Genomic DNA, 18,016 nt, shown 5'->3' on the forward strand with positions numbered 1-18,016 from the left:
GTCAGGACCCCTGCTCGGAGAGGCGCACCCGGGGATCGAGCGCTGCGTAGATGAGGTCCACGATGAAGTTGATGACCACGAACACCACCACCACCATCATCAGGTAGGCGACGATGATGGGCCGGTCGAGCCGGCCGATGCTGTCGATCAGCAGCTTGCCCATGCCCGGATAGGCGAAGACGGTCTCGGTCACCACCGCGAAGGCGATCATGGAGCCGAACTCCAGCCCCAGCACGGTGGTGATGGGGATCATGATGTTCTTCAGGATGTGCACCATCACGATGCGGGCCGGCGACAGGCCCTTGGCGCGGGCGAAGCGCACATAGTCCTGCAGCATGGCCTCGCGTGTCCCGGCCCGGGCGAGGCGGATGACCAGCGCCGCCTTGTAGAGCGCCAGCGTGACGGCGGGCAGGACGAGGTGCTTCAGCCCGTCCAGCGTCAGGAAGCTGACGGGCACGCCGAACAGGTTCACCGTCTCGCCGCGCCCGCCGGAGGGCAGCCAGCGCAGCTGCACGGCGAAGAGCAGGATCAGCATCAGGCCGATCCAGAAATTCGGCAGCGAGAAGCCCAGGATCGAGCCCGTCATGACGCTGCGGCCGATCCAGGACTGCGGCCGCAGGCCGGCCAGCATGCCCAGCGGAATGCCGAACAGGATGGAGACGACGAGCGCCGCTAAAGCGAGCTCCATGGTGGCGGGCATGCGCTGCGCGATCAGCTTCAGCGCCGGTTCGTTGAACACGAAGGAGCGGCCGAGGTCGCCATGCAGGGCGTTCCACACGAAGAGGCCGAACTGCTCGTAGAGCGGCTTGTCCAGCCCGAGACGCGCCGCGATCTCGGCCATCTCCTTGGCGTCGGCGTTGGGGTTGGCGAGCACGTCGACCGGGTTGCCGACCATGTAGATGGACACGAACACGATGGCGCCCATCACGGCCACCACGAGCGCCGCCTGTCCGAGCCTCCGGATGAAATAGACGAGCATTCAAAGGCTCCGTTGGCGGTCGAGGCGACCCAGCAAATCCGCCGTCATCCCCGGCCGGAGCGGCGAAGCCGCGGAGGGGAAGGGGATCCAGCCTTCTCCGGAGAGCGCTCTGGATCCCCGTCCCGGTGCTTCGCGCCGCTGGGGATGACGCTGGGCGTGGGCGTCAGTCGCCCGCCTCACTTGGCCGGCTTCACCTCATAGGCCAGCGTGTACTGGTCCACGCGCGGCTCGTAGCTGATGGTCTTGCGGAAGGCCCAGGGCGTCAGCTCGAAATGCAGCGGGATGAGCGCCACATCCTCCATGGCGATCTTGGAGGCCTCCTGCAGCAGCGTCTCGCGGGCCTTGTCGTCGATGGTGGTCAGCGCCTTCTTGACGAGGTCGTCCACGGCCGGGTTGGAGTAGCGTCCCCGGTTGGTGTTGCCGAAGCCCGGGGCGGCGTCCTGCGTGGTGATGAGCGCCACCAGCGAGTTCGACATCTCGCCCGTGTCGGCGCCCCAGCCGGCCAGATAGGCCGAGAACTCGTATTTGTTGCGGCGCGTGAAGAAGGTCGAGGCCGTCATGGAATCGACGCCTGTCTTCACCCCGATGCGGGTGAACATCTGGGCGACCGCCTGGGCCACCTTCTCGTCGTTGATGTAGCGGTCGTTGGGCGAGCCCAGCGTCAGCTCGAACCCGTTCGGATAGCCGGCTTCGGCCAGCAGCTTCTTGGCGCCGTCGGGATCGTATTTCTCCGGCTTGCGATCCTCCGACGTGCCGAAAAGCGGCACGGGCAGCAGCTCGCCGGCGGATTTGGCGACCCCGCCCATGATGCGGTCCACGATGGCGTCGCGGTTGACCGCCTTGGAGAGCGCCAGCCTGACCCGCTTGTCGAGGAGCGGGTTCTTGCCGTCCGTTCCCTTGATGCCCGGCGTCTTCCAGTCCGCTCCCTTGAACTGGTCGAGATGGACATAGATGATCCGGTTCGACAGGCCCTGTACGATGGCCAGGCCGGACTTCTTGATGAGGTCGAAATCCTGGATCGGCGGGTTCTCGATCATGTCGACGTCGCCCGACACCAGCGCGGCGACGCGCGGGCCGGCGGAGGTGATCGGCCGGAACACGACCGTCTTCCAGTGCGGCTTCGCGCCCCAGTAGCCGTCATTGCGCTCCAGCGTCAGGCGGGTGCCGCGGGTGTATTCGGCGAGCTTGTAGGGGCCCGTGCCGACCGCCTTGGCGGGATCGTTGAAGTCGACCGACTTCGGCGGCGTCCCCAGGCCCTGGCAGCCGCCCTTCTTGAACGCCAGGTCGGATCCGGCGCCGTTCACGGCGGCCGAGATCACCCCGAAGACGCTCATGTCCAGCGGCATCAGCGGGTAGGGGCCCTTGGTCTTGACCACGAGCGTCAGCGGGTCCGGGGCCTCCATGGCCTCGATGCCCTTGGTGGCGATGGTGAAGTTGGAGGGCGAGTTCTCGACCGTCGGGATGCGGCACACCGAATAGATGACGTCGCGCGCCGTGAAGTCGGCCCCGTTCGAGAACTTGACGCCGGGGCGCAGCTTGAACTCCCAGGTCTGGTCGTCCACCGCGCGCCAGGACGAGGCCAGTCCCGGATAGGGCTTCTGGGTCGCGTCCATGAAGACCAGCGATTCGAAGATGTGCCGGCGCAGCGCGTTGTTCTGCCCCACATTGTGGAAATGCGGATCGACGGAGGTGGCCTCCGAGGCGACGCCGATCTTCAACTCCTGCGCGAGGGCCGGGGCGGCGGCGAACACGGCGAGGCTCGCCACAGCGAACGCGATACGCGAAAAGGCCATTTGACTGCTCCTCCCGCCGCCTTCTCCGCATCGATCGAGCGGGTGCGGCATCCTGCGGGGCAGCATAAGGAGAGATACGGACCACGCAAGCGCGGGACGATGGGCGAGCGAGGCGTTTCGCCGTCTGCGTGCAGGAAGCTGTGGAGGGCGCCCGCGCCGGCGCCTAATGTCGCCGAGGCGGGGAGAACGCGCTCAGAACGCCTTGAAGGTGATGATCGTGTGCGTGTCCAGGATGTCGGGGATCGGGTGCACCTTCTCACCGATGAAGTGGCCGATATCGACGTCGTCGTCGACGTGGAACTTGGCCAGGATGTCGAAATTGCCGGCGGTCGAGTAGATCTCCGACGCGATCTCGGCGTCGGCGAGGCGGCTCGCCACGTCGTAGGTCTTGCCCAGCTTGCACTTGATCTCGACGAAGAAGGTCTGCATCGCGCCGCCCTGAATCCCCTGTGTGGCCGGACCATACCGCCCCGGCCGCGGCGCGTCACGCGGGCAAAGGCCTTACGGCTTTCCGGCCGCCTCGGCGAGGCTCGCCAGCCGCCGCGTCATGGCGCTCTGCGGGTCGGCCAGCGGCGCCACGACGGTGAAATGATTGGCGTCCTCGAGCGCCTCGAAGCGGGTGCGCACGCCGGCGTCGCCCCAGACCTGCGTGACGGCGCGGCTCTGGCGCAGATATTCGGCGCTCTCCGCCCCGCCCACGACGGCGTCGAAGACGCGCCCGCGCGGCGCCGGCCAGGCCAGCGGCGACAGGCGCCGGGCTTCGGCGGCGTCGAGCTTCAGCGCCGTGTTGACGCTCGTCCCGACGAGCGGCTCGAGCTCGTAGAGGCCCGAGATCCCGTAGCCCGACGAGACGAGGCCGGCCGGGAGCCCGGCCGCCACGCTCGGCCAGGAGGTCGCCAGCATGCAGGCGGCCAGATGGCCGCCGGCCGAGTGGCCCGCCACGGCCATCGGCCGCTCGTACCGCCGCCAGAGATACGCGCAGGCGGCGCGGATCTGGTCGACGATGTCGGCCACGGAGACGGACGGGCAGAGGTCGTAGCTCGGCATCGCCACGGTGACGCCGCGCGAGACGAGGCCGCGCGCCAGGTGGCTGAAGGAGGAGCGGTCGAGCCCCTGCCAGTAGCCGCCATGAATGAACACCGCCAGCGGCCCGCCGCCGTCCCCAAAGAGGTCGAGCTTCATGCGCTCGGAGGGGCCATACGGGACGCCGAGCTCGCCGCCGGCCGCGTCGCGATAGGCGGCCGCGTCCGCGGCCCAGCCCGCGATCAGGGCCGGGTGCTCGGGAACGCGCGCGCGGTTGTTGTATTCGGCTTCGTAATCGATGCTCATGGGATCAGGAGCGCCCCACGCCCACATAGGTGAAGCCGCGTTTCTTCATGTCGTCGGGGCGGTAGACGTTGCGCAGGTCGACCACGACCGGCTCCTTGAGAAGCCGCTTCACGCGGCCGAGGTCGAGCGCCCGGAAGGCGTCCCACTCGGTCACCAGCACGAGCGCGTCGGCCCCCTCCACGCAGTCGTAGGAATTGGGCGCATAGCTCACATCCGTGAGCATCTTCCTGGCGGCCTCCATGCCTTCCGGGTCGTAGGCGCGGATCTTGGCGCCCTGGTCCTGCAGGGCGGTGATCAGCGCCAGCGACGGCGCGTCGCGCATGTCGTCGGTGTTGGGCTTGAAGGTGAGGCCCAGCACCGCGATCGTCTTGCCGCGCACCGAGCCGCCGCAGGCCGCCACGACCTTGCGGGCCATGCCGCGCTTGCGCGTGTCGTTGACGGCCGCGACCGTCTCGACGATGCGCAGCGGCACGCCGCAGTCCTGGGCGGTCTTGGCCAGCGCGGTGGTGTCCTTGGGAAAGCACGAGCCGCCATAGCCGGGCCCGGCATGCAGGAATTTCGGGCCGATGCGGTTGTCGGAGCCGATGCCGCGCGCGACCTCCTGCACGTCGGCGCCGACCGCCTCGCAGAGGTCCGCGATCTCGTTGATGAAGGTGATCTTCACCGCCAGGAAGGCGTTGGCGGCGTATTTGATGAGCTCGGAGGTGCGCCGCCCGGTGAACATCAGCGGCGGCGTGTTGAGCGACAGCGGCCGGTAGAGCTCGCTCATGACCTCGCGGGCGCGGGGGTCCTCGGCGCCGACCACGATCCGGTCCGGGCGCTTGAAGTCGCTGATCGCCGCGCCCTCGCGCAGGAATTCGGGGTTCGACACGACGGCGTATTGCCCGTCCGGCCGGGCCTCGCGCAGGATGCGCTCCACCTCGTCGCCCGTTCCGACCGGCACGGTGGACTTGGTGACCACCACCAGCGGGCCGGCGCTGAGCTCGGCGATCTCGCGGGCCGCGGCGTACACATAGGAGAGGTCGGCGTGGCCGTCGCCGCGTCGCGAGGGCGTGCCTACCGCGATGAACACGGCGTCGGCGCCGTCCAGCCCCTCGGCCAGGTCCGTCGTGAAGGAGAGGCGCTGCTCGGCCACGTTGTTGGCGACGAGGTCTTCCAGCCCCGGCTCGTAGATCGGCATCACGCCGGCCTTCAGGGCCTCGATCTTGGAGGCGTCCTTGTCGACGCAGGTGACCACGTGACCGAAATCGGCGAAGCAGGCTCCCGACACCAGGCCCACATAGCCCGACCCGATCATTGCGATGCGCATTGCGACGTCCTTTGTCTCTGCGCCTCAGGACTAAAGGCGTTTCCCGATGCTCGCAAGGCGGGAGCCGAAGCTTGACGGTTGTGGCGTCCGGCCGGACAGGCGGGGTTGGCAAGGCGGGTCCGTTTTGCCACTCTCCGCCCCCTTTCCCGGAGAAGCTGATGAACAACCCCGTCCTGGTCGAAATTCTCCGCGGCGCAGTGGTCGAATCGCGCCATCGCGGCGCCGCCGTCGTGATGGACGCCGAGGGGAGGACGGTGCTGAGCTTCGGCGACGTCGCCCGGCCCGTGTTCCCGCGCTCCGCCGTGAAGGCGTTCCAGGCCCTGCCGCTGATCGAGAGCGGCGCCGCCGACCGCTACGGGCTGACGGAGGCCGAGATCGCGCTGGCGGTGGCGTCGCATTCCGGCCAGCCGGGCCACGCCGAGACGGCGGCGGGCGTCCTGGCCAAGGCGGGCCGGGACGAGGGCTGCCTGGAATGCGGCTGGCACTGGCCGCTGAACGAGGAGGCCGGGCGGGACCTGGCGCGGGCCGGCCGCAGGCCGTCGGCCCTGCACAACAACTGCTCGGGCAAGCATGCCGGCTTCGTCTGCCTCGCCTGCCATCTGGGCGAGGACCCGGCCGGCTATGTCCGCCCGGACCATCGGGTTCAGCGCGAGGTGAAGGCCGCCATGGAGGCGATCACCGGCGCGGCGCACGCCGACGAGACGGCCGGCGTGGACGGCTGCTCCATCCCGACCTACGGGATCCCGCTGACCGCGATGGCCATGGGCTTCGCCCGGCTGGCGACGGGGGTGGGCCTCGAGGCCGACCGCGCCGCCGCCGCCGCGCGCATCCGCGCCGCCGCGGCGGCGCATCCGTGGAACGTGGCCGGCGCGGGCCGCTTCGACACGGTGCTGATGAGCGAGTTCGGCCGCCGGATCTTCTGCAAGACGGGGGCGGAGGGCGTCTATTGCGCCGCCTTGCCGGACGAGGGCCTGGGCGTCGCCCTCAAGGCCGACGACGGCGGCACGCGCGCGTCCGAGACGATCCTGGCCAACATCCTGGCCCGGGTGATGGCGCTCAGCGACGACGAGCGGTCGCGCCTGGAGCCCCACACGGCGCGCGTGCTGAAGAACTGGAACAGCGTCGAGGTCGGGACCGTGCGGGCCGCCGGCGCGCTCGCCGGCTGACCGTCAGCTCGCCGCATTGGCCTCGATGCGGATCCCGGGCCAAAGCTTCTGGCCGGGTTTCGTCAGGTCGCCCGTGACGGCGCGGTCGTGGTCGAACCCCACCACCGCGCCCTCGCGCGTCTCCGACAGGACGTTGCCGCCCACCAGCGCCGGCCCGGCGCCCTCCGCGACGCTCACCGCGATCCCGACCGGGCTGCGCCGGATGCTGTTGCCGGTGACGGCGACGTTGCGCAGGAACTTGCCCCAGCCGATCCGGATGGCGATGCGGTCGACGTCCTCGATGACGTTGCCCGTGATGGCGGCGTCGCCTTCCGCATGGATCGCGATTCCGCCGCCGGCCTCGGCCCCGTAGGGCAGGGGACGCCGCCGGATCCGGCGCAGCACATTGCCGGTGCAGGCGGCCCCGCGTCCGCCCTGGTCGAGATTGGTGAGCGAGATGCCCGTGGAGGCGTCCTCCACGACGTTCTGCGCCACCACCGCGCCCGCAAAGCCGAACTCCTGGTAGAGGGCCGTCTCGCCGAGGCCGACGCAGGTGTTGCCGATCATCTGCACCCCGGCCCCGCCATTGTTGCGCACCGCCGAAAGGGCGCAGTCGCGCACGACATTGCCGCGCACGATGACGTTGGAGGCGCGGAAGAGCCCGATGGCGTTGCCGTTCTGGCCCGTCCCGCCGGCGTCGGTCCGGATGCGCGAGATGCGGTTGTCGTCGACCAGCGTGGCGTCGTCGCCCAGCTGCGACCGCCAGACCAGGACGCCGTTGTTGCCGCAGCCCTCGACGACATTGTCGCGGATCAGCATGCGCTGGCCATCCATGGAGAACAGCCCGGCGTCGGCGGCCCCGGCGATGCGGCAGCGCTCGACCCGGCCGCCGCAGCGGTTGAGCTTCACGCCCGTGGAGGGGCTGGCCAGGATCTCGCAGTCGACGAGGGACAGCGACGCGACGTCGTCGAGGTCGATGAGGGGCGGGGCCTGGGAGCGGCCGCCGGCGCCCTCCAGCGTGAGCCCGGCGAGGGACAGGCGGCGGATCCCCCGCGCGGTCAGGATGGGGCCCGGCTGGTCGGAGACGAGCCGGACGAGGCCGGCGCCGCCCACCAGCGCGGCGCCCTCCGGCAGCTGGGCGGGGCCGACGCGGTAGCGCCCCGGCGCCAGGAACAGCGGCAGGCCGCGGCGCGCCGCCTCGCCGGCGAGGCGGGCCAGCGCCGCGCCGGCGCCCGGCGTCTCGGGCTTCAGCCCCATCGAACTCGCGTCGAGCGCGGCCTGCGCGAAGGCGCTCGCCGGGAGGCCTGCGGCGACCGGAAGGGCGATGACGCAGGGCGCCGCTCCCATGAAGCGTCGGCGGGTCATCGACATGGGCTGGGCCTCGGCGGACAGGCGGTCGGCCCCACCGTGAGCCGAGTCGGCGTCGCGGTCGAGCCTCGCCCGCCGCCCGGCGGCTGGCGCAATCCGCCCCTGCAGCTCAAGCGCAGCTTTTACGTCTACGGGTTGCTACCAAAGTCTAAGCCGATGAGGCATGCTGGGAAGCGCGCCCAGAGAGGCGCACAAGGGAGGCGAACAGATGCTAAGACTGCATGCGTTAGCATTGTCGGCGGCCGTTGCGCTGCTGACCACCACGGCCTTTGCCCAGAACGCCCCGGGAAACCTCGAGAAGCTCGGCGCCTTCAAGACCACCGGCGCGACCCCGGAGATTCCGCTCGTCAACCAGCACGGCCCCAAGGCCGACGCCATCAAGAAGCATCTCACCAAGATCAAGATGCCGCCGGGCTTCAAGATCTCGCTCTACGCGCTGGTCCCCGACGCTCGCCACATGGCGGTCGGACCGCAGGGCGTCGTCACCTTCGTGGGCACCCGCAAGAACAAGATCTACGCCGTGACGGACCGCGGCAAGGCTGGCGTCGCCGAGGAAGTGAAGCCGTTCGCCTCCACGATCGATCTCGTGCTTCCCAACGGGCCATGCTTCTCCAAGGACGGCTTCCTCTACGTGGTCGAGCAGAACCGCATCCTGATGTTCCCGGCGGCCGAGTTCTTCTATGAGAGCCCGGACGTGGTGGCCGTGCCGGTGGTGGCGCAGGGCGACCTCATCCCCAAGGACGAGGAGAGCTACAACCACACCGCCCGCGTCTGCCGCGTCGGCCCCGACGACAAGCTCTACGTCGCGCTCGGCCAGCCCTTCAACGTGCCGGCGGCCGAGAAGCTCGAGACCTACCGCAAGCTCGGCATCGGCGGCATCGTGCGCTTCGACCGCGAGGGCAAGAACCGCGAGGTCTTCGCCACCGGCATCCGCAACTCCGTCGGCATGGACTTCAACCCCAAGGACAAGACCCTCTGGTTCACCGACAACCAGGTGGACGGCATGGGCGACAAGATCCCGCCCGGCGAGCTGAACCGCGCCCCGACAGCCGGCCTCAATTTCGGCTTCCCCTGGTATGGCGGCGGCAAGGTCCGCACCGTGGAGTACAAGGACGAGACCCCGCCCAAGGACGTGGTGTTCCCGCAGGTCGAGATGGACGCCCATGCGGCCGATCTCGGCATGACCTTCTATTCGGGCCGGATGTTCCCGAAGAAGTACCAGGGCGCCATCTTCTCCGCCCAGCACGGCTCCTGGAACCGCACCGACCCGATCGGCGCGCGCGTGATGGTGACGACGCTGAAGGAGGACGGCACGGCCGACAAGACCGAGGTCTTCGCCGAAGGCTGGCTGACGCCCGACGCGGAGTATCTCGGACGTCCGGTGGACGTCGCGGTGCTCAAGGATGGTTCGCTGCTGGTCTCCGACGATTTCGCCGGGGCCCTGTATCGGATCACGTACGAGGGACGTTGATCGCCTGACGACAGCCGCGCCCGGCCTTTCGGGCGCGGCCTTCCTGCCGGAGAACGCGATGCGCATCCCCCGTTTCGCCCGCCTGGCCGCCCTTGCGGCGGCGGCCCTGGCCGTTGCGTCCCAAGCCCAGGCGGCGGACGTGAAGGCGGGGCGCCAGAAGGCGCTGCAATGCCAGACCTGCCACGGCCTCGACGGCCTCTCGAAGATTCCGGAGGCGCCGCATCTGGCGGGCCAGGTCGAGGACTATCTCGTCAAGGCGCTGAAGGACTACAAGTCCGGCGCCCGCAAGAACGAGATGATGTCGGTGGTCGCCCCGAACCTGTCGGACGGCGACATGGCCGATCTCGCGGCCTACTACTCCGCCATCCAGATCGAGGTCGTGAAGCGGCCCTGAGCCCGGCTTCAGCGCCCCAGGCCCATGAGGCCGAGGATCTCCTCGGCCGCCACCGTGGCGGAGAGCTCGCCCTCCGCGACGCGGCCCTCCAGGCCGGGCAGGCGGTCCTTCACCTGCGGGTCCTGCCGCAGCCGGGCGAAGACCCGATCCTCCACCATGGCCCACATCCACTTCACCTGCTGGGCGCGGCGGCGGGCCGCGAACTCGCCCGAGGCGGTGACGCGGGCGCGGTGGTCGAGGATCTTCGCCCAGAGGTCGTCCAGCCCGAGATTGTCGAGGCCCGAGATCGTCACCACGGGCGGCGACCAGGTGGGAGAGGCCGGCGCCAGGATGTGCAGCGCGGCCCTGTATTCGGCCGCGGCCGCCTTGGCCCGCGACGCGCCGTCGCGCTCGGCCTTGTTGACCGCGATCATGTCGGCGATCTCCAGCACGCCCTTCTTGATGCCCTGGAGCTCGTCGCCCGCGCCCGGCAGCATCAGCACGAGGAAGAAATCGGTCATGTCGGCGACCGTGGTCTCCGACTGGCCGATGCCGACCGTCTCGACCAGCACGACGTCGAAGCCCGCCGCCTCGCACAGCAGCATGGTCTCGCGGGTCTTCATCGCCACCCCGCCCAGCGCGCCGGAGGATGGGGACGGGCGGATGAAGGCGTTGGGATCGACCGCGAGCCGCGCCATGCGGGTCTTGTCGCCCAGGATCGAGCCGCCGGTGCGGGTCGAGGACGGGTCGACGGCCAGGACCGCGACGCGGCGCCCCTGGGCGGTGAGGTTGGATCCGAGCGTGTCGATGGTCGTGGACTTGCCGACGCCCGGCACGCCCGTGATCCCGACCCGGACGGCCTTGCCGGTGCGCGGCAGCAGCGCCTGCACCAGCGCCCGCGCGGCGGCCTGGTGGTCGGCGCGGCGGGACTCGATGAGCGTGATGCCGCGCGCCAGCGCGGCGCGCTCGCCGCCGGCGATGCGCGCGGCGAGGTCGTCGAGATCGGGGGCGCTGGCTACGGGCGTGGTCACGCCGCAGCCTTACGCCGTGAGCGCGGCCCGTTCAACATCGCCCCGCGACGATCCGCTGCGAAGCGCCAGTCCGGGGACGACGCGCATGCTCGCATGCCGTGCGGGGCGGGCATGCCGCATTGCCACTCCGGTCCGCTCATTGTAGCTCTAGGCTGCGGTCCAGGCCCGATGCGGCTGGGCGGCCGCTCGGGGGCGAGCAGTGAGACAGATCGGCGTCTGGTGGACATCGGCGAGGGCCGGGGCGATCGCCCTGGCGGCTTGCCTCGCGCTGGCGGCCTGCGCCGGCGGTCCGCCCAAGGGCGTGCTGGAGCCGGTGGGCGGCATCCCGGCGGACGCCTCGGCTGTCGCCATCCATGTCGCGACGACCCGGGCCAGGGCGGCCGACCTTCCGATCGAGATGTTCACGGGCGAGCGCGGCCGGCGCACCGATCACGCCAGGCTGGTGATCTCCATCCCGCCCGGACACAAGCCCGGAGAGGTCGAATGGCCCCGCCGGGCCCAGGGCGACCCGAAGCGGTTCTTCGTGACCGCGGCGCGAGAGTTCCAGACTGACGACGCCTTCGTGCAGAGCGTCCGCGCCGCCGTGGCGAGCCGCAAGCCGGCGGACCGCTCCATCCTGGTGTTCGTCCACGGCTACAACACGACCTTCGAGGAATCGGTCTACCGCTTCGCCCAGATCGTGCACGATTCCGGCTTCAAGGGCGTGCCGGTGCTGTTCACCTGGCCCTCCAGGGGGCAGCTGCTGCAATACCCCTATGACCGCGAGAGCGCCGTCTACTCCCGCGACGACCTCGAAGCGACCCTGCGCGAGCTGGCGAGCAGGACCGGGGCGCAGAAGATCGATCTGCTCGCCCACAGCATGGGCAACTTCCTCGCCATGGAGACCATGCGGCAGGCCACGATCCGCGGCGACGGGCGCTTCAGCGGCAAGCTCGGGCAGGTCATGCTGGCCGCGCCCGACATCGACATCGACGTGTTTCGCCGCCAGCTGCTCACCATCGCGCCGCTGAAGCTTCCGATCACGGTGTTCGTCAGCAGCGACGACAGGGCGCTGGGCATCTCCAAGTTGGTGTGGGGCGGCACGGCCCGGGCCGGCGCGACCGTGATCAGCGATCCGGAGGTGCTGGAGCGGCTGAAGGAGGCCAACATCACCGTCTACGACATCTCGGCCGTGAAGTCGGACGACAGTCTCAAGCACGCCAAATTCGCCGATTCGCCGCAGGTCGTGCAGCTGATCGGCCAGCGCCTCGCCAGCGACAACGGCATCGGCACCCGCGGGCCGACGCTGGGCGAAGGCATCGTGGCGCTCGGCTCGACGCTGGGCGCAACGGTGGGCACGACGGTCGGAACGGCGGTCTCGCTGCCCGGCGCGGTGCTCGGCGGCGCGGCCGAGGCGGCCGGCGCGGTCCTGGAATAAGGACGGCCGGTGTTGCGCCGGCGCCGCAGCGCGCCGTTTCGGCTTGGCCCTCCTGGCCGGCCGATTGTCCGGTCCCATTCTGGACACCTTCCGCTGCGACACGCGGCAGGCGCCGAAGCCCGCGCTTAACCTGCTCTTAGGCCGGGGAGGGCGATGTGGGACGGACGGCGCGGGCGGTCGCGGACCCGCCCGGGGCGCCTGCGGAGGGGTTGGACACCGTGCCACGCACGACATTGAACGCTTTTGGGGCGCGCAGCCGCGCCGCGAAGGCCGCGACGGCCCTGATGCTCATCCTGGCGCTGGCCGGATGCAGCACGAGCTCCGCCTCGATCACCGGCGTGTCCGCCCTCCTGGGCTCGTCCCAGGCGGAGCAGGGCCGCACCGTGCGGATCTTCGTCGCCTCGACGCGCAAGCCCGCCAGCGGCGAAGCCGTCCGCGGGCCCCGCTTCAACCTCACGGCCGTCAGCGTGCCGCCCGGCCACGAGCCCGGCGTGATCGAGCGTCCGAGCTTCACCTCCGAGAGCCCCAGCCGGCATTTCACGGTGGCCAGCGAGCGCAAGCTCGACTCCGAGGCGTTCCAGCAGGCGGTCGCCACCCAGCTCTCCGGCCGCGTCGGCGTGAGCCGCGACGTGCTGGTCTTCGTGCATGGCTTCAACACCGGCTATGACGAGGCGCGGTTCCGGCTGGCCCAGATCGTCGCCGACTCGGGCTTCACCGGCGTGCCGGTGCTGTTCACCTGGCCGTCCCGCAACCAGATCCTCGCTTATGGCTCTGACAAGGAGAGCGCCACGGCCTCGCGCGACCATCTGGAGAAGCTCATCGAGGACCTCGGCGCGGCGCCCGGCGTCGGGCGCGTCCATGTGCTGGCGCATTCCATGGGCACGTGGCTGGCGATGGAGTCGCTGCGCCAGGCGGCCATCGGCGGCAAGGCCCAACTGGGCGGACATCTGGGCGAGGTCATGCTGGCCGCGCCGGACATCGACCTGGAGGTCTTCCGCGGGCAGATGAGCCGCGTCGGGCAGGTCGCGCGCGTGTCGGTGTTCGCGGCGGCCGACGACCGGGCGCTGTCGGTGTCGAGCACGCTCGCCGGCGACCGCACCCGCCTCGGCGCGCTGAACCTGAGCGACAAGTCGCATCTCAGCGAGCTGGACGGCCTCAACGTGCGGGTCTACGACCTCACCAAGGCCAAGAGCACGGACATGTTCCGGCACGGCACGTTCGCCGAAGCCCCCAGCGTGGTGCAGTCCATCGGCGCCCAGCTCGCCGACGTCCGCATCGAGGACAAGGCCGCCGTGGAGCAGCAGCAGGCGCAGTCCTTCGTGGACCCGCAGGCCATGACGGCGACGCCGTATGGGGGCGACGGGATCGCGCCGGCCAGGCCCGCCGCCGTCAGCACGGCGCCGCTGGGCGCGCCCGGCGCCGCTCCGACGCCGTCGACCGCGATCCGGTGACCGAACGGGTTCAGCCGCGCGAGGGCGACGCCGAAGCCGAACCGATCACCGGCTCGAAGGGCCAGCCGATCCGGCCGAAGCCCGGCAGCTTGATGGCGGGGCGCCGCAGGTCGAAGCCCGCGACGAGCCCCAGGATGTTCACCTCGACGCCCTCAATCCAGCCGACGCTGGCGCCGAGCAGGCCGCCCAGCCCGACCTGCACGCCGGTGCGGCTGGGCGTGAGCCCGAACACGGAGCCGTCGGCGCGGTAGTCCTTGCCGAGCGCGGTCGGAGGCAGCGCGATGCCGGCTTCCGGGATGGCGGAGAGCACGAAGGTCACGAAGGTGTTGGAGTTCGGCCCCGGCCAGGCGCGGTAGCCTCCCGCCTGCGAGAACGGGTATCGCCGCACCGCGTCCCGCACCTTGGGGATGAGCGCCTCCGCCTCGGCGCCCTCGATGGCGGCGATCCGCTCCGGATCCTGTCCAAACCATCGCCCGTCGGGCGCCCAGTTGTCCGTCCGGACGGGCGACCCCCAGCCGACCACGTCGAAGCGGGTATAGCGGGCGCCGCCGCGGTCCTTGATCACCACCCAGGTGTGATGGGCGAAAATGCCGCGCCACCAGCCGACGCGCCCGGCATAGACATGCAGAATTGCTTCCGGCTTGGCGGAAGCCGCGGGCAGCAGGCCCGCGCTGGACCAGCTGGCGGAGGACCAGTCGCGCGGCCGGTCCTGCGCCGCCCACCAGGCGGCGTGCAGGCCAAGCGGCGCGATGAAGACCAGTACGAAGAGCAGGAGCACGCGTTTGATCCCAGCCATGGCGCCCTCATTCAGCGCCTCAGCATGGCGGAACAAAGACGGATGGGCTGGATCAGACCTCTTCGCCGACGAACCGGACTTGACCTCCGGTCGCCCCGACGCGGCGCACGGCGGAGTAGAACCGGCGGTCGCTGGTGACGAGGGGGGCATCGGTGGCCATGGCGAGCGCGAGATAGATGCAGGAGTAGATCGGCTCGCTCAGGATCTGGGCCAGCCGGTAGGCCTCCTTCAGGTGGGGGTCGGAAGGCAAGGTTTCGATCGCGAGCAGGCCGAGCCGCCGCTCCATGGCCGACAGGACGACGGTGGAGATGTCGCCCGTGGAGGCCAAGCTGCGCAGAACGCCTCGCACTTCGGCGGTCAGGATGTCGGGCGCGCGGATATGCTCGGTCTCCAGCAGAGCGAGGCTGGCGGGCGTGTGCTCCGAGCTCAGAAACCAGTTCAGCGCCACGCTGGCGTCGATGATCGGCCGGGTCATATGTCCAGCTCCACGACTTCGAACGCGTCGCCGATCAGCCGGTCCCGTTCCATCCTGAGGCCGCGCAGGACCTCGTTGGCGCTGCGTTTGACGCTGGGCATCTTGCTGTAGCGGTACTGGTCCAGCTGCGCCCGCGCCCAGGTCCGCTGCGGACCCAGCCGCGCGTCCGAGAAGAGCCGGACGAGAGCCCGGCGGGCTTCATCCTCGATGATGCCGTCGCTGTGCGCGGCGCTCCGCGCCAGCGCCACGAGCACGTCCTGAGGCAAGTTCTGAATCGTGATAGTCGCCATTCTCGAAGGATGAGCGACAAGATTTAAGATCAGGTAAGGCGTATCGGGGAAGTATTTCGACGCAATAGTTGTAGACTAAGCCTTTTAAAGCTTTTGGTTGCAGGCGCGCCTTCTACTCGGCCGCCTGCTTGGGCTCGTAGCCCAGGCGCCGGTTCAGTTCGTGGATGAGGTCCTGCGCGGCGTCGGCGATCACGGTCCCGGGCGGGAAGATGGCCGACGCGCCGGCGGCGCGCAGCGCCTCGAAGTCCTGCGGCGGGATGACCCCGCCGACCACGATCATGATGTCCGGACGGCCGGCCTCGGCCAGCGCCGCCTTCAGCTCGGGCACGAGCGTCAGGTGTCCGGCGGCGAGCGACGACACGCCCACGATGTGGACGTCGTTCTCGACCGCCTGGCGGGCTGCTTCGCCCGGGGTGGCGAAGAGCGGCCCGATGTCCACGTCGAAGCCCAGATCCGCGAAGGCCGAGGCGATGACCTTCTGCCCGCGGTCATGCCCGTCCTGGCCCATCTTGGCGACCAGGATGCGGGGACGCCGGCCGTCCGCGTCCTCGAAGCGCTGCACCAGCTTCTGCACCCGGGCGACGGCGTCCGACATGGTCCCGACCTCACGCTTGTAGACCCCCGAGATCGAGCGGATCTCGGCGCGGTGGCGCCCGAAAACGGTCTCCAGCGCCATCGAGATTTCACCCACCGTCGCCTTGGCGCGCGCCGCGTCCACGGCCAGCGCCAGCAAGTTGCCGTCCTGGCGCGCGCCCTCCGAGAGCGCGGCGAGCGCCGCCTCGACGGCCTTGGGGTCGCGGTCGGCCTTGAGGCGGGCGAGCTTTTCGAGCTGCTGCGTCCGCACGGACGAGTTGTCGACCTTGAGCACGTCGATCGGCTTTTCGTCGGTCGGCCGGTGCTTGTTCACCCCGATCACGGACTGGCGCCGGGAATCGATGCGGGCCTGCGTCTTGGCCGCCGCTTCCTCGATCCTGAGCTTCGGGATGCCGGCCTCGATGGCCTTGGCCATGCCGCCGAGCTGCTCGACCTCCTGGATGTGCTCCCAGGCCTTCTGGGCGAGCTCGGCCGTGAGCCGCTCCACATAGAAGGAGCCGCCCCACGGGTCGATGATGCGCGTCGTGCCGCTCTCCTGCTGCAGGAAGAGCTGCGTGTTGCGGGCGATGCGGGCCGAGAAGTCGGTGGGCAGCGCCAGCGCCTCGTCGAGCGCATTGGTGTGCAGCGACTGGGTGTGCCCCTGCGTGGCCGCCATGGCCTCGATCTGGGTGCGGATGACGTTGTTGAACACATCCTGGGCGGTCAGCGACCAGCCGGACGTCTGCGAGTGCGTGCGCAGCGGCAGGGACTTGTCGCTCTTGGGCCCGAACGGCTTCACCAGCTCGGCCCACAGCAGGCGCGCGGCGCGCAGCTTCGCGACCTCCATGAAGAAGTTCATGCCGATCGCCCAGAAGAACGACAGCCGCGGCGCGAACTGGTCGACCGTGAGCCCGGCCGCGATGCCGGCCCGCAGATATTCGACGCCGTCCGCCAGCGTATAGGCGAGCTCCAGGTCCTGCGTCGCCCCGGCCTCCTGCATGTGGTAGCCGGAGATCGAGATGGAGTTGAATTTCGGCATCTTCTGCGACGTGTAGGAGAAGATGTCCGAGATGATCCGCATCGACGGGGAGGGCGGGTAGATATAGGTGTTGCGGACCATGAACTCCTTGAGGATGTCGTTCTGGATGGTCCCGCTGAGCTTCTCGGGCGGCACGCCCTGTTCCTCGGCCGCCACGATGTAGAGCGCCAGCACCGGCAGCACCGCGCCGTTCATCGTCATCGACACGCTCATCTGGTCGAGCGGGATGCCTGAGAACAGCGTGCGCATGTCGTAGATGGAATCGATCGCCACGCCAGCCATGCCGACGTCGCCGCTGACGCGCGGATGGTCGCTGTCGTAGCCGCGATGAGTGGCGAGGTCGAACGCCACCGACAGGCCCTTCTGCCCGGCCGCGAGGTTGCGGCGGTAGAAGGCGTTGGAATCCTCCGCCGTGGAGAAGCCGGCATATTGCCGGACCGTCCAGGGCTGGTTGACGTACATGGTCGGGTAGGGGCCGCGCAGATAGGGCGGAAGGCCGGGCAGGCTGTCGACCGAGGCGAGGCCGGCGCGGTCGGCTTGCGTGTAGACCGGCTTCACCGGGATGCCCTCCGGGGTCATCCACGGGGCGGCCGCCTCTCCGCCCTGGCCGAGCGCGCCGGGACGGGGCGCGAAGGCGACGGTGGCGAAGTCGGGTATCCGGCTCATGGACGGGTCCTCGTCATGCATCCTGCAGCCCCGCGCGCGGGCGGAAGCCGCTGTTCGTGGGCGGAAATTACCATGCCGGACGTGCCCCGTCGAACCGCCGATGCCCCGCAATAAGTCGGACGACCGGCCGCGCGCCGGGCCTCAGCGCTTGTCGGCGGTCCACGCGCCGGAGCATTTGCGGGTGGGCGACGTCCAGCGGCCTTCGCCGTAGCCGGGCGTGATCCGGCCATTCGCCCGCAGCATGTCCTGGCCGTACTGGATCGTCGCGGTGACCCGGCCCGCGGCGTCCACGCCGCCGGTCGCCACCGCGCCGGTCTGGCCCGCATAGAAGACTTTGCCGCCTTCCACGTTCACCGGGAAACGGTAGACCTTGTCGCAAGCGCCGCGCTGCGTGGTCAGCAGGACCGAGTAGGACCCGTCGTAATTGGCCGCCTGTCCGGCCGTCGCCGCCGCCGACAGGACCAGGGCGGCCAGCAGCATGGATTTCGTCATCGCCTCACCTCCGCGTTCG

17 protein-coding genes are annotated in these 18,016 nt (G+C 69.9%); 5 read left to right on the forward strand and 12 right to left on the reverse strand.

All coding sequences use genetic code 11. The features are described from left to right. Position 1: 1 nt before the first annotated feature. The 5 genes from ABEG18_RS03970 to ABEG18_RS03990 form a co-directional block, all read right to left on the reverse strand. The gene (locus ABEG18_RS03970; RefSeq protein WP_406856799.1) at positions 2-979 is read right to left on the reverse strand and encodes an ABC transporter permease; all 978 of its coding nucleotides are present in this window, start codon (positions 977-979) and stop codon (positions 2-4) included. A 176-nt stretch (positions 980-1,155) separates the two neighbouring features. Beyond that, positions 1,156-2,772: an ABC transporter substrate-binding protein gene (locus tag ABEG18_RS03975; RefSeq protein WP_406856800.1), complete on the reverse strand. Its 1,617-nt coding sequence runs from the start codon at positions 2,770-2,772 to the stop codon at positions 1,156-1,158. A 192-nt stretch (positions 2,773-2,964) separates the two neighbouring features. Beyond that, complete coding sequence (locus ABEG18_RS03980; protein WP_406856801.1) at positions 2,965-3,201, reverse strand: Lrp/AsnC ligand binding domain-containing protein; 237 nt, start codon at positions 3,199-3,201, stop codon at positions 2,965-2,967. 72 nt (positions 3,202-3,273) lie between these two features. Then, the gene (locus ABEG18_RS03985; RefSeq protein WP_406856802.1) at positions 3,274-4,101 is read right to left on the reverse strand and encodes an alpha/beta hydrolase; all 828 of its coding nucleotides are present in this window, start codon (positions 4,099-4,101) and stop codon (positions 3,274-3,276) included. Positions 4,102-4,105: 4 nt separating this feature from the next. After that, entirely contained in the window at positions 4,106-5,410 is a 1,305-nt protein-coding gene (locus ABEG18_RS03990) for a UDP-glucose dehydrogenase family protein (RefSeq protein ID WP_406856803.1), read from the reverse strand. A gap of 158 nt (positions 5,411-5,568) precedes the next feature. Between ABEG18_RS03990 and ABEG18_RS03995 the strand changes: the two genes are divergently transcribed. Beyond that, complete coding sequence (locus ABEG18_RS03995; protein ID WP_406856804.1) at positions 5,569-6,576, forward strand: asparaginase; 1,008 nt, start codon at positions 5,569-5,571, stop codon at positions 6,574-6,576. 3 nt (positions 6,577-6,579) lie between these two features. Here the strand turns inward: ABEG18_RS03995 and ABEG18_RS04000 are convergent, their stop codons facing one another. Continuing rightward, complete coding sequence (locus ABEG18_RS04000) at positions 6,580-7,926, reverse strand: TIGR03808 family TAT-translocated repetitive protein (protein WP_406856805.1); 1,347 nt, start codon at positions 7,924-7,926, stop codon at positions 6,580-6,582. Positions 7,927-8,131: 205 nt separating this feature from the next. Here ABEG18_RS04000 and ABEG18_RS04005 point away from each other — a divergent pair, with 205 nt between their 5' ends. Together ABEG18_RS04005 and ABEG18_RS04010 are read left to right on the forward strand one after the other, a co-directional pair. Beyond that, a complete protein-coding gene (locus ABEG18_RS04005; protein ID WP_406856806.1) occupies positions 8,132-9,394 on the forward strand; it encodes a PQQ-dependent sugar dehydrogenase in 1,263 nt (420 codons plus the stop codon). A 58-nt stretch (positions 9,395-9,452) separates the two neighbouring features. Beyond that, the gene (locus ABEG18_RS04010) at positions 9,453-9,788 is read left to right on the forward strand and encodes a c-type cytochrome (RefSeq protein ID WP_406856807.1); all 336 of its coding nucleotides are present in this window, start codon (positions 9,453-9,455) and stop codon (positions 9,786-9,788) included. 8 nt (positions 9,789-9,796) lie between these two features. On the opposite strand, the gene meaB is transcribed toward ABEG18_RS04010, so the two are convergent. After that, entirely contained in the window at positions 9,797-10,798 is a 1,002-nt protein-coding gene (gene meaB, locus ABEG18_RS04015) for a methylmalonyl Co-A mutase-associated GTPase MeaB (protein WP_406856808.1), read from the reverse strand. A 199-nt stretch (positions 10,799-10,997) separates the two neighbouring features. On the opposite strand from meaB, the gene ABEG18_RS04020 reads away from it, so the two are divergent. Together ABEG18_RS04020 and ABEG18_RS04025 are read left to right on the forward strand one after the other, a co-directional pair. Beyond that, entirely contained in the window at positions 10,998-12,215 is a 1,218-nt protein-coding gene (locus ABEG18_RS04020) for an alpha/beta hydrolase (RefSeq protein ID WP_406856809.1), read from the forward strand. Between the two features lie 218 nt (positions 12,216-12,433). Then, positions 12,434-13,666, forward strand: coding sequence for an alpha/beta hydrolase (locus tag ABEG18_RS04025; protein ID WP_406856810.1), 1,233 nt, complete (start codon positions 12,434-12,436; stop codon positions 13,664-13,666). Between the two features lie 10 nt (positions 13,667-13,676). Here the strand turns inward: ABEG18_RS04025 and ABEG18_RS04030 are convergent, their stop codons facing one another. The 5 genes from ABEG18_RS04030 to ABEG18_RS04050 all read right to left on the reverse strand — a co-directional run bounded on the left by ABEG18_RS04030 (position 13,677) and on the right by ABEG18_RS04050 (position 17,997). After that, the gene (locus ABEG18_RS04030; RefSeq protein ID WP_406856811.1) at positions 13,677-14,462 is read right to left on the reverse strand and encodes a DUF3750 domain-containing protein; all 786 of its coding nucleotides are present in this window, start codon (positions 14,460-14,462) and stop codon (positions 13,677-13,679) included. 52 nt (positions 14,463-14,514) lie between these two features. Then, on the reverse strand, positions 14,515-14,937 hold the full coding sequence (locus tag ABEG18_RS04035) for a type II toxin-antitoxin system VapC family toxin (protein WP_406856812.1): 423 nt from the start codon (positions 14,935-14,937) through the stop codon (positions 14,515-14,517). Further along, entirely contained in the window at positions 14,934-15,227 is a 294-nt protein-coding gene (locus ABEG18_RS04040; protein WP_406856813.1) for a hypothetical protein, read from the reverse strand. Before ABEG18_RS04040 ends, ABEG18_RS04035 begins: the two co-directional genes overlap by 4 nt. Positions 15,228-15,339: 112 nt before the next feature. Continuing rightward, positions 15,340-17,505, reverse strand: a complete 2,166-nt coding sequence (gene scpA, locus ABEG18_RS04045) for a methylmalonyl-CoA mutase (protein WP_406856814.1) — start codon at positions 17,503-17,505, stop codon at positions 15,340-15,342. A 141-nt stretch (positions 17,506-17,646) separates the two neighbouring features. Then, entirely contained in the window at positions 17,647-17,997 is a 351-nt protein-coding gene (locus ABEG18_RS04050; RefSeq protein ID WP_406856815.1) for a hypothetical protein, read from the reverse strand. Positions 17,998-18,016: the final 19 nt, after the last annotated feature.

Origin of the sequence: Alsobacter sp. KACC 23698 (assembly GCF_045348435.1) — a bacterium.
Lineage (GTDB): Bacteria > Pseudomonadota > Alphaproteobacteria > Rhizobiales > Beijerinckiaceae > Alsobacter.

What these genes read in the sequence shown, in the direction of transcription:
- ABEG18_RS03970 (WP_406856799.1), bottom strand. Translation starts at nt 979, where the DNA reads ATGCTCGTCTATTTCATCCGGAGGCTCGGACAGGCGGCGCTCGTGGTG.
- ABEG18_RS03975 (WP_406856800.1), bottom strand. Translation starts at nt 2,772, where the DNA reads ATGGCCTTTTCGCGTATCGCGTTCGCTGTGGCGAGCCTCGCCGTGTTC.
- ABEG18_RS03980 (WP_406856801.1), bottom strand. Translation starts at nt 3,201, where the DNA reads ATGCAGACCTTCTTCGTCGAGATCAAGTGCAAGCTGGGCAAGACCTAC.
- ABEG18_RS03985 (WP_406856802.1), bottom strand. Translation starts at nt 4,101, where the DNA reads ATGAGCATCGATTACGAAGCCGAATACAACAACCGCGCGCGCGTTCCC.
- ABEG18_RS03990 (WP_406856803.1), bottom strand. Translation starts at nt 5,410, where the DNA reads ATGCGCATCGCAATGATCGGGTCGGGCTATGTGGGCCTGGTGTCGGGA.
- ABEG18_RS03995 (WP_406856804.1), top strand. Translation starts at nt 5,569, where the DNA reads ATGAACAACCCCGTCCTGGTCGAAATTCTCCGCGGCGCAGTGGTCGAA.
- ABEG18_RS04000 (WP_406856805.1), bottom strand. Translation starts at nt 7,926, where the DNA reads ATGTCGATGACCCGCCGACGCTTCATGGGAGCGGCGCCCTGCGTCATC.
- ABEG18_RS04005 (WP_406856806.1), top strand. Translation starts at nt 8,132, where the DNA reads ATGCTAAGACTGCATGCGTTAGCATTGTCGGCGGCCGTTGCGCTGCTG.
- ABEG18_RS04010 (WP_406856807.1), top strand. Translation starts at nt 9,453, where the DNA reads ATGCGCATCCCCCGTTTCGCCCGCCTGGCCGCCCTTGCGGCGGCGGCC.
- ABEG18_RS04030 (WP_406856811.1), bottom strand. Translation starts at nt 14,462, where the DNA reads ATGGCTGGGATCAAACGCGTGCTCCTGCTCTTCGTACTGGTCTTCATC.
- ABEG18_RS04035 (WP_406856812.1), bottom strand. Translation starts at nt 14,937, where the DNA reads ATGACCCGGCCGATCATCGACGCCAGCGTGGCGCTGAACTGGTTTCTG.
- ABEG18_RS04040 (WP_406856813.1), bottom strand. Translation starts at nt 15,227, where the DNA reads ATGGCGACTATCACGATTCAGAACTTGCCTCAGGACGTGCTCGTGGCG.
- scpA (WP_406856814.1), bottom strand. Translation starts at nt 17,505, where the DNA reads ATGAGCCGGATACCCGACTTCGCCACCGTCGCCTTCGCGCCCCGTCCC.
- ABEG18_RS04050 (WP_406856815.1), bottom strand. Translation starts at nt 17,997, where the DNA reads ATGACGAAATCCATGCTGCTGGCCGCCCTGGTCCTGTCGGCGGCGGCG.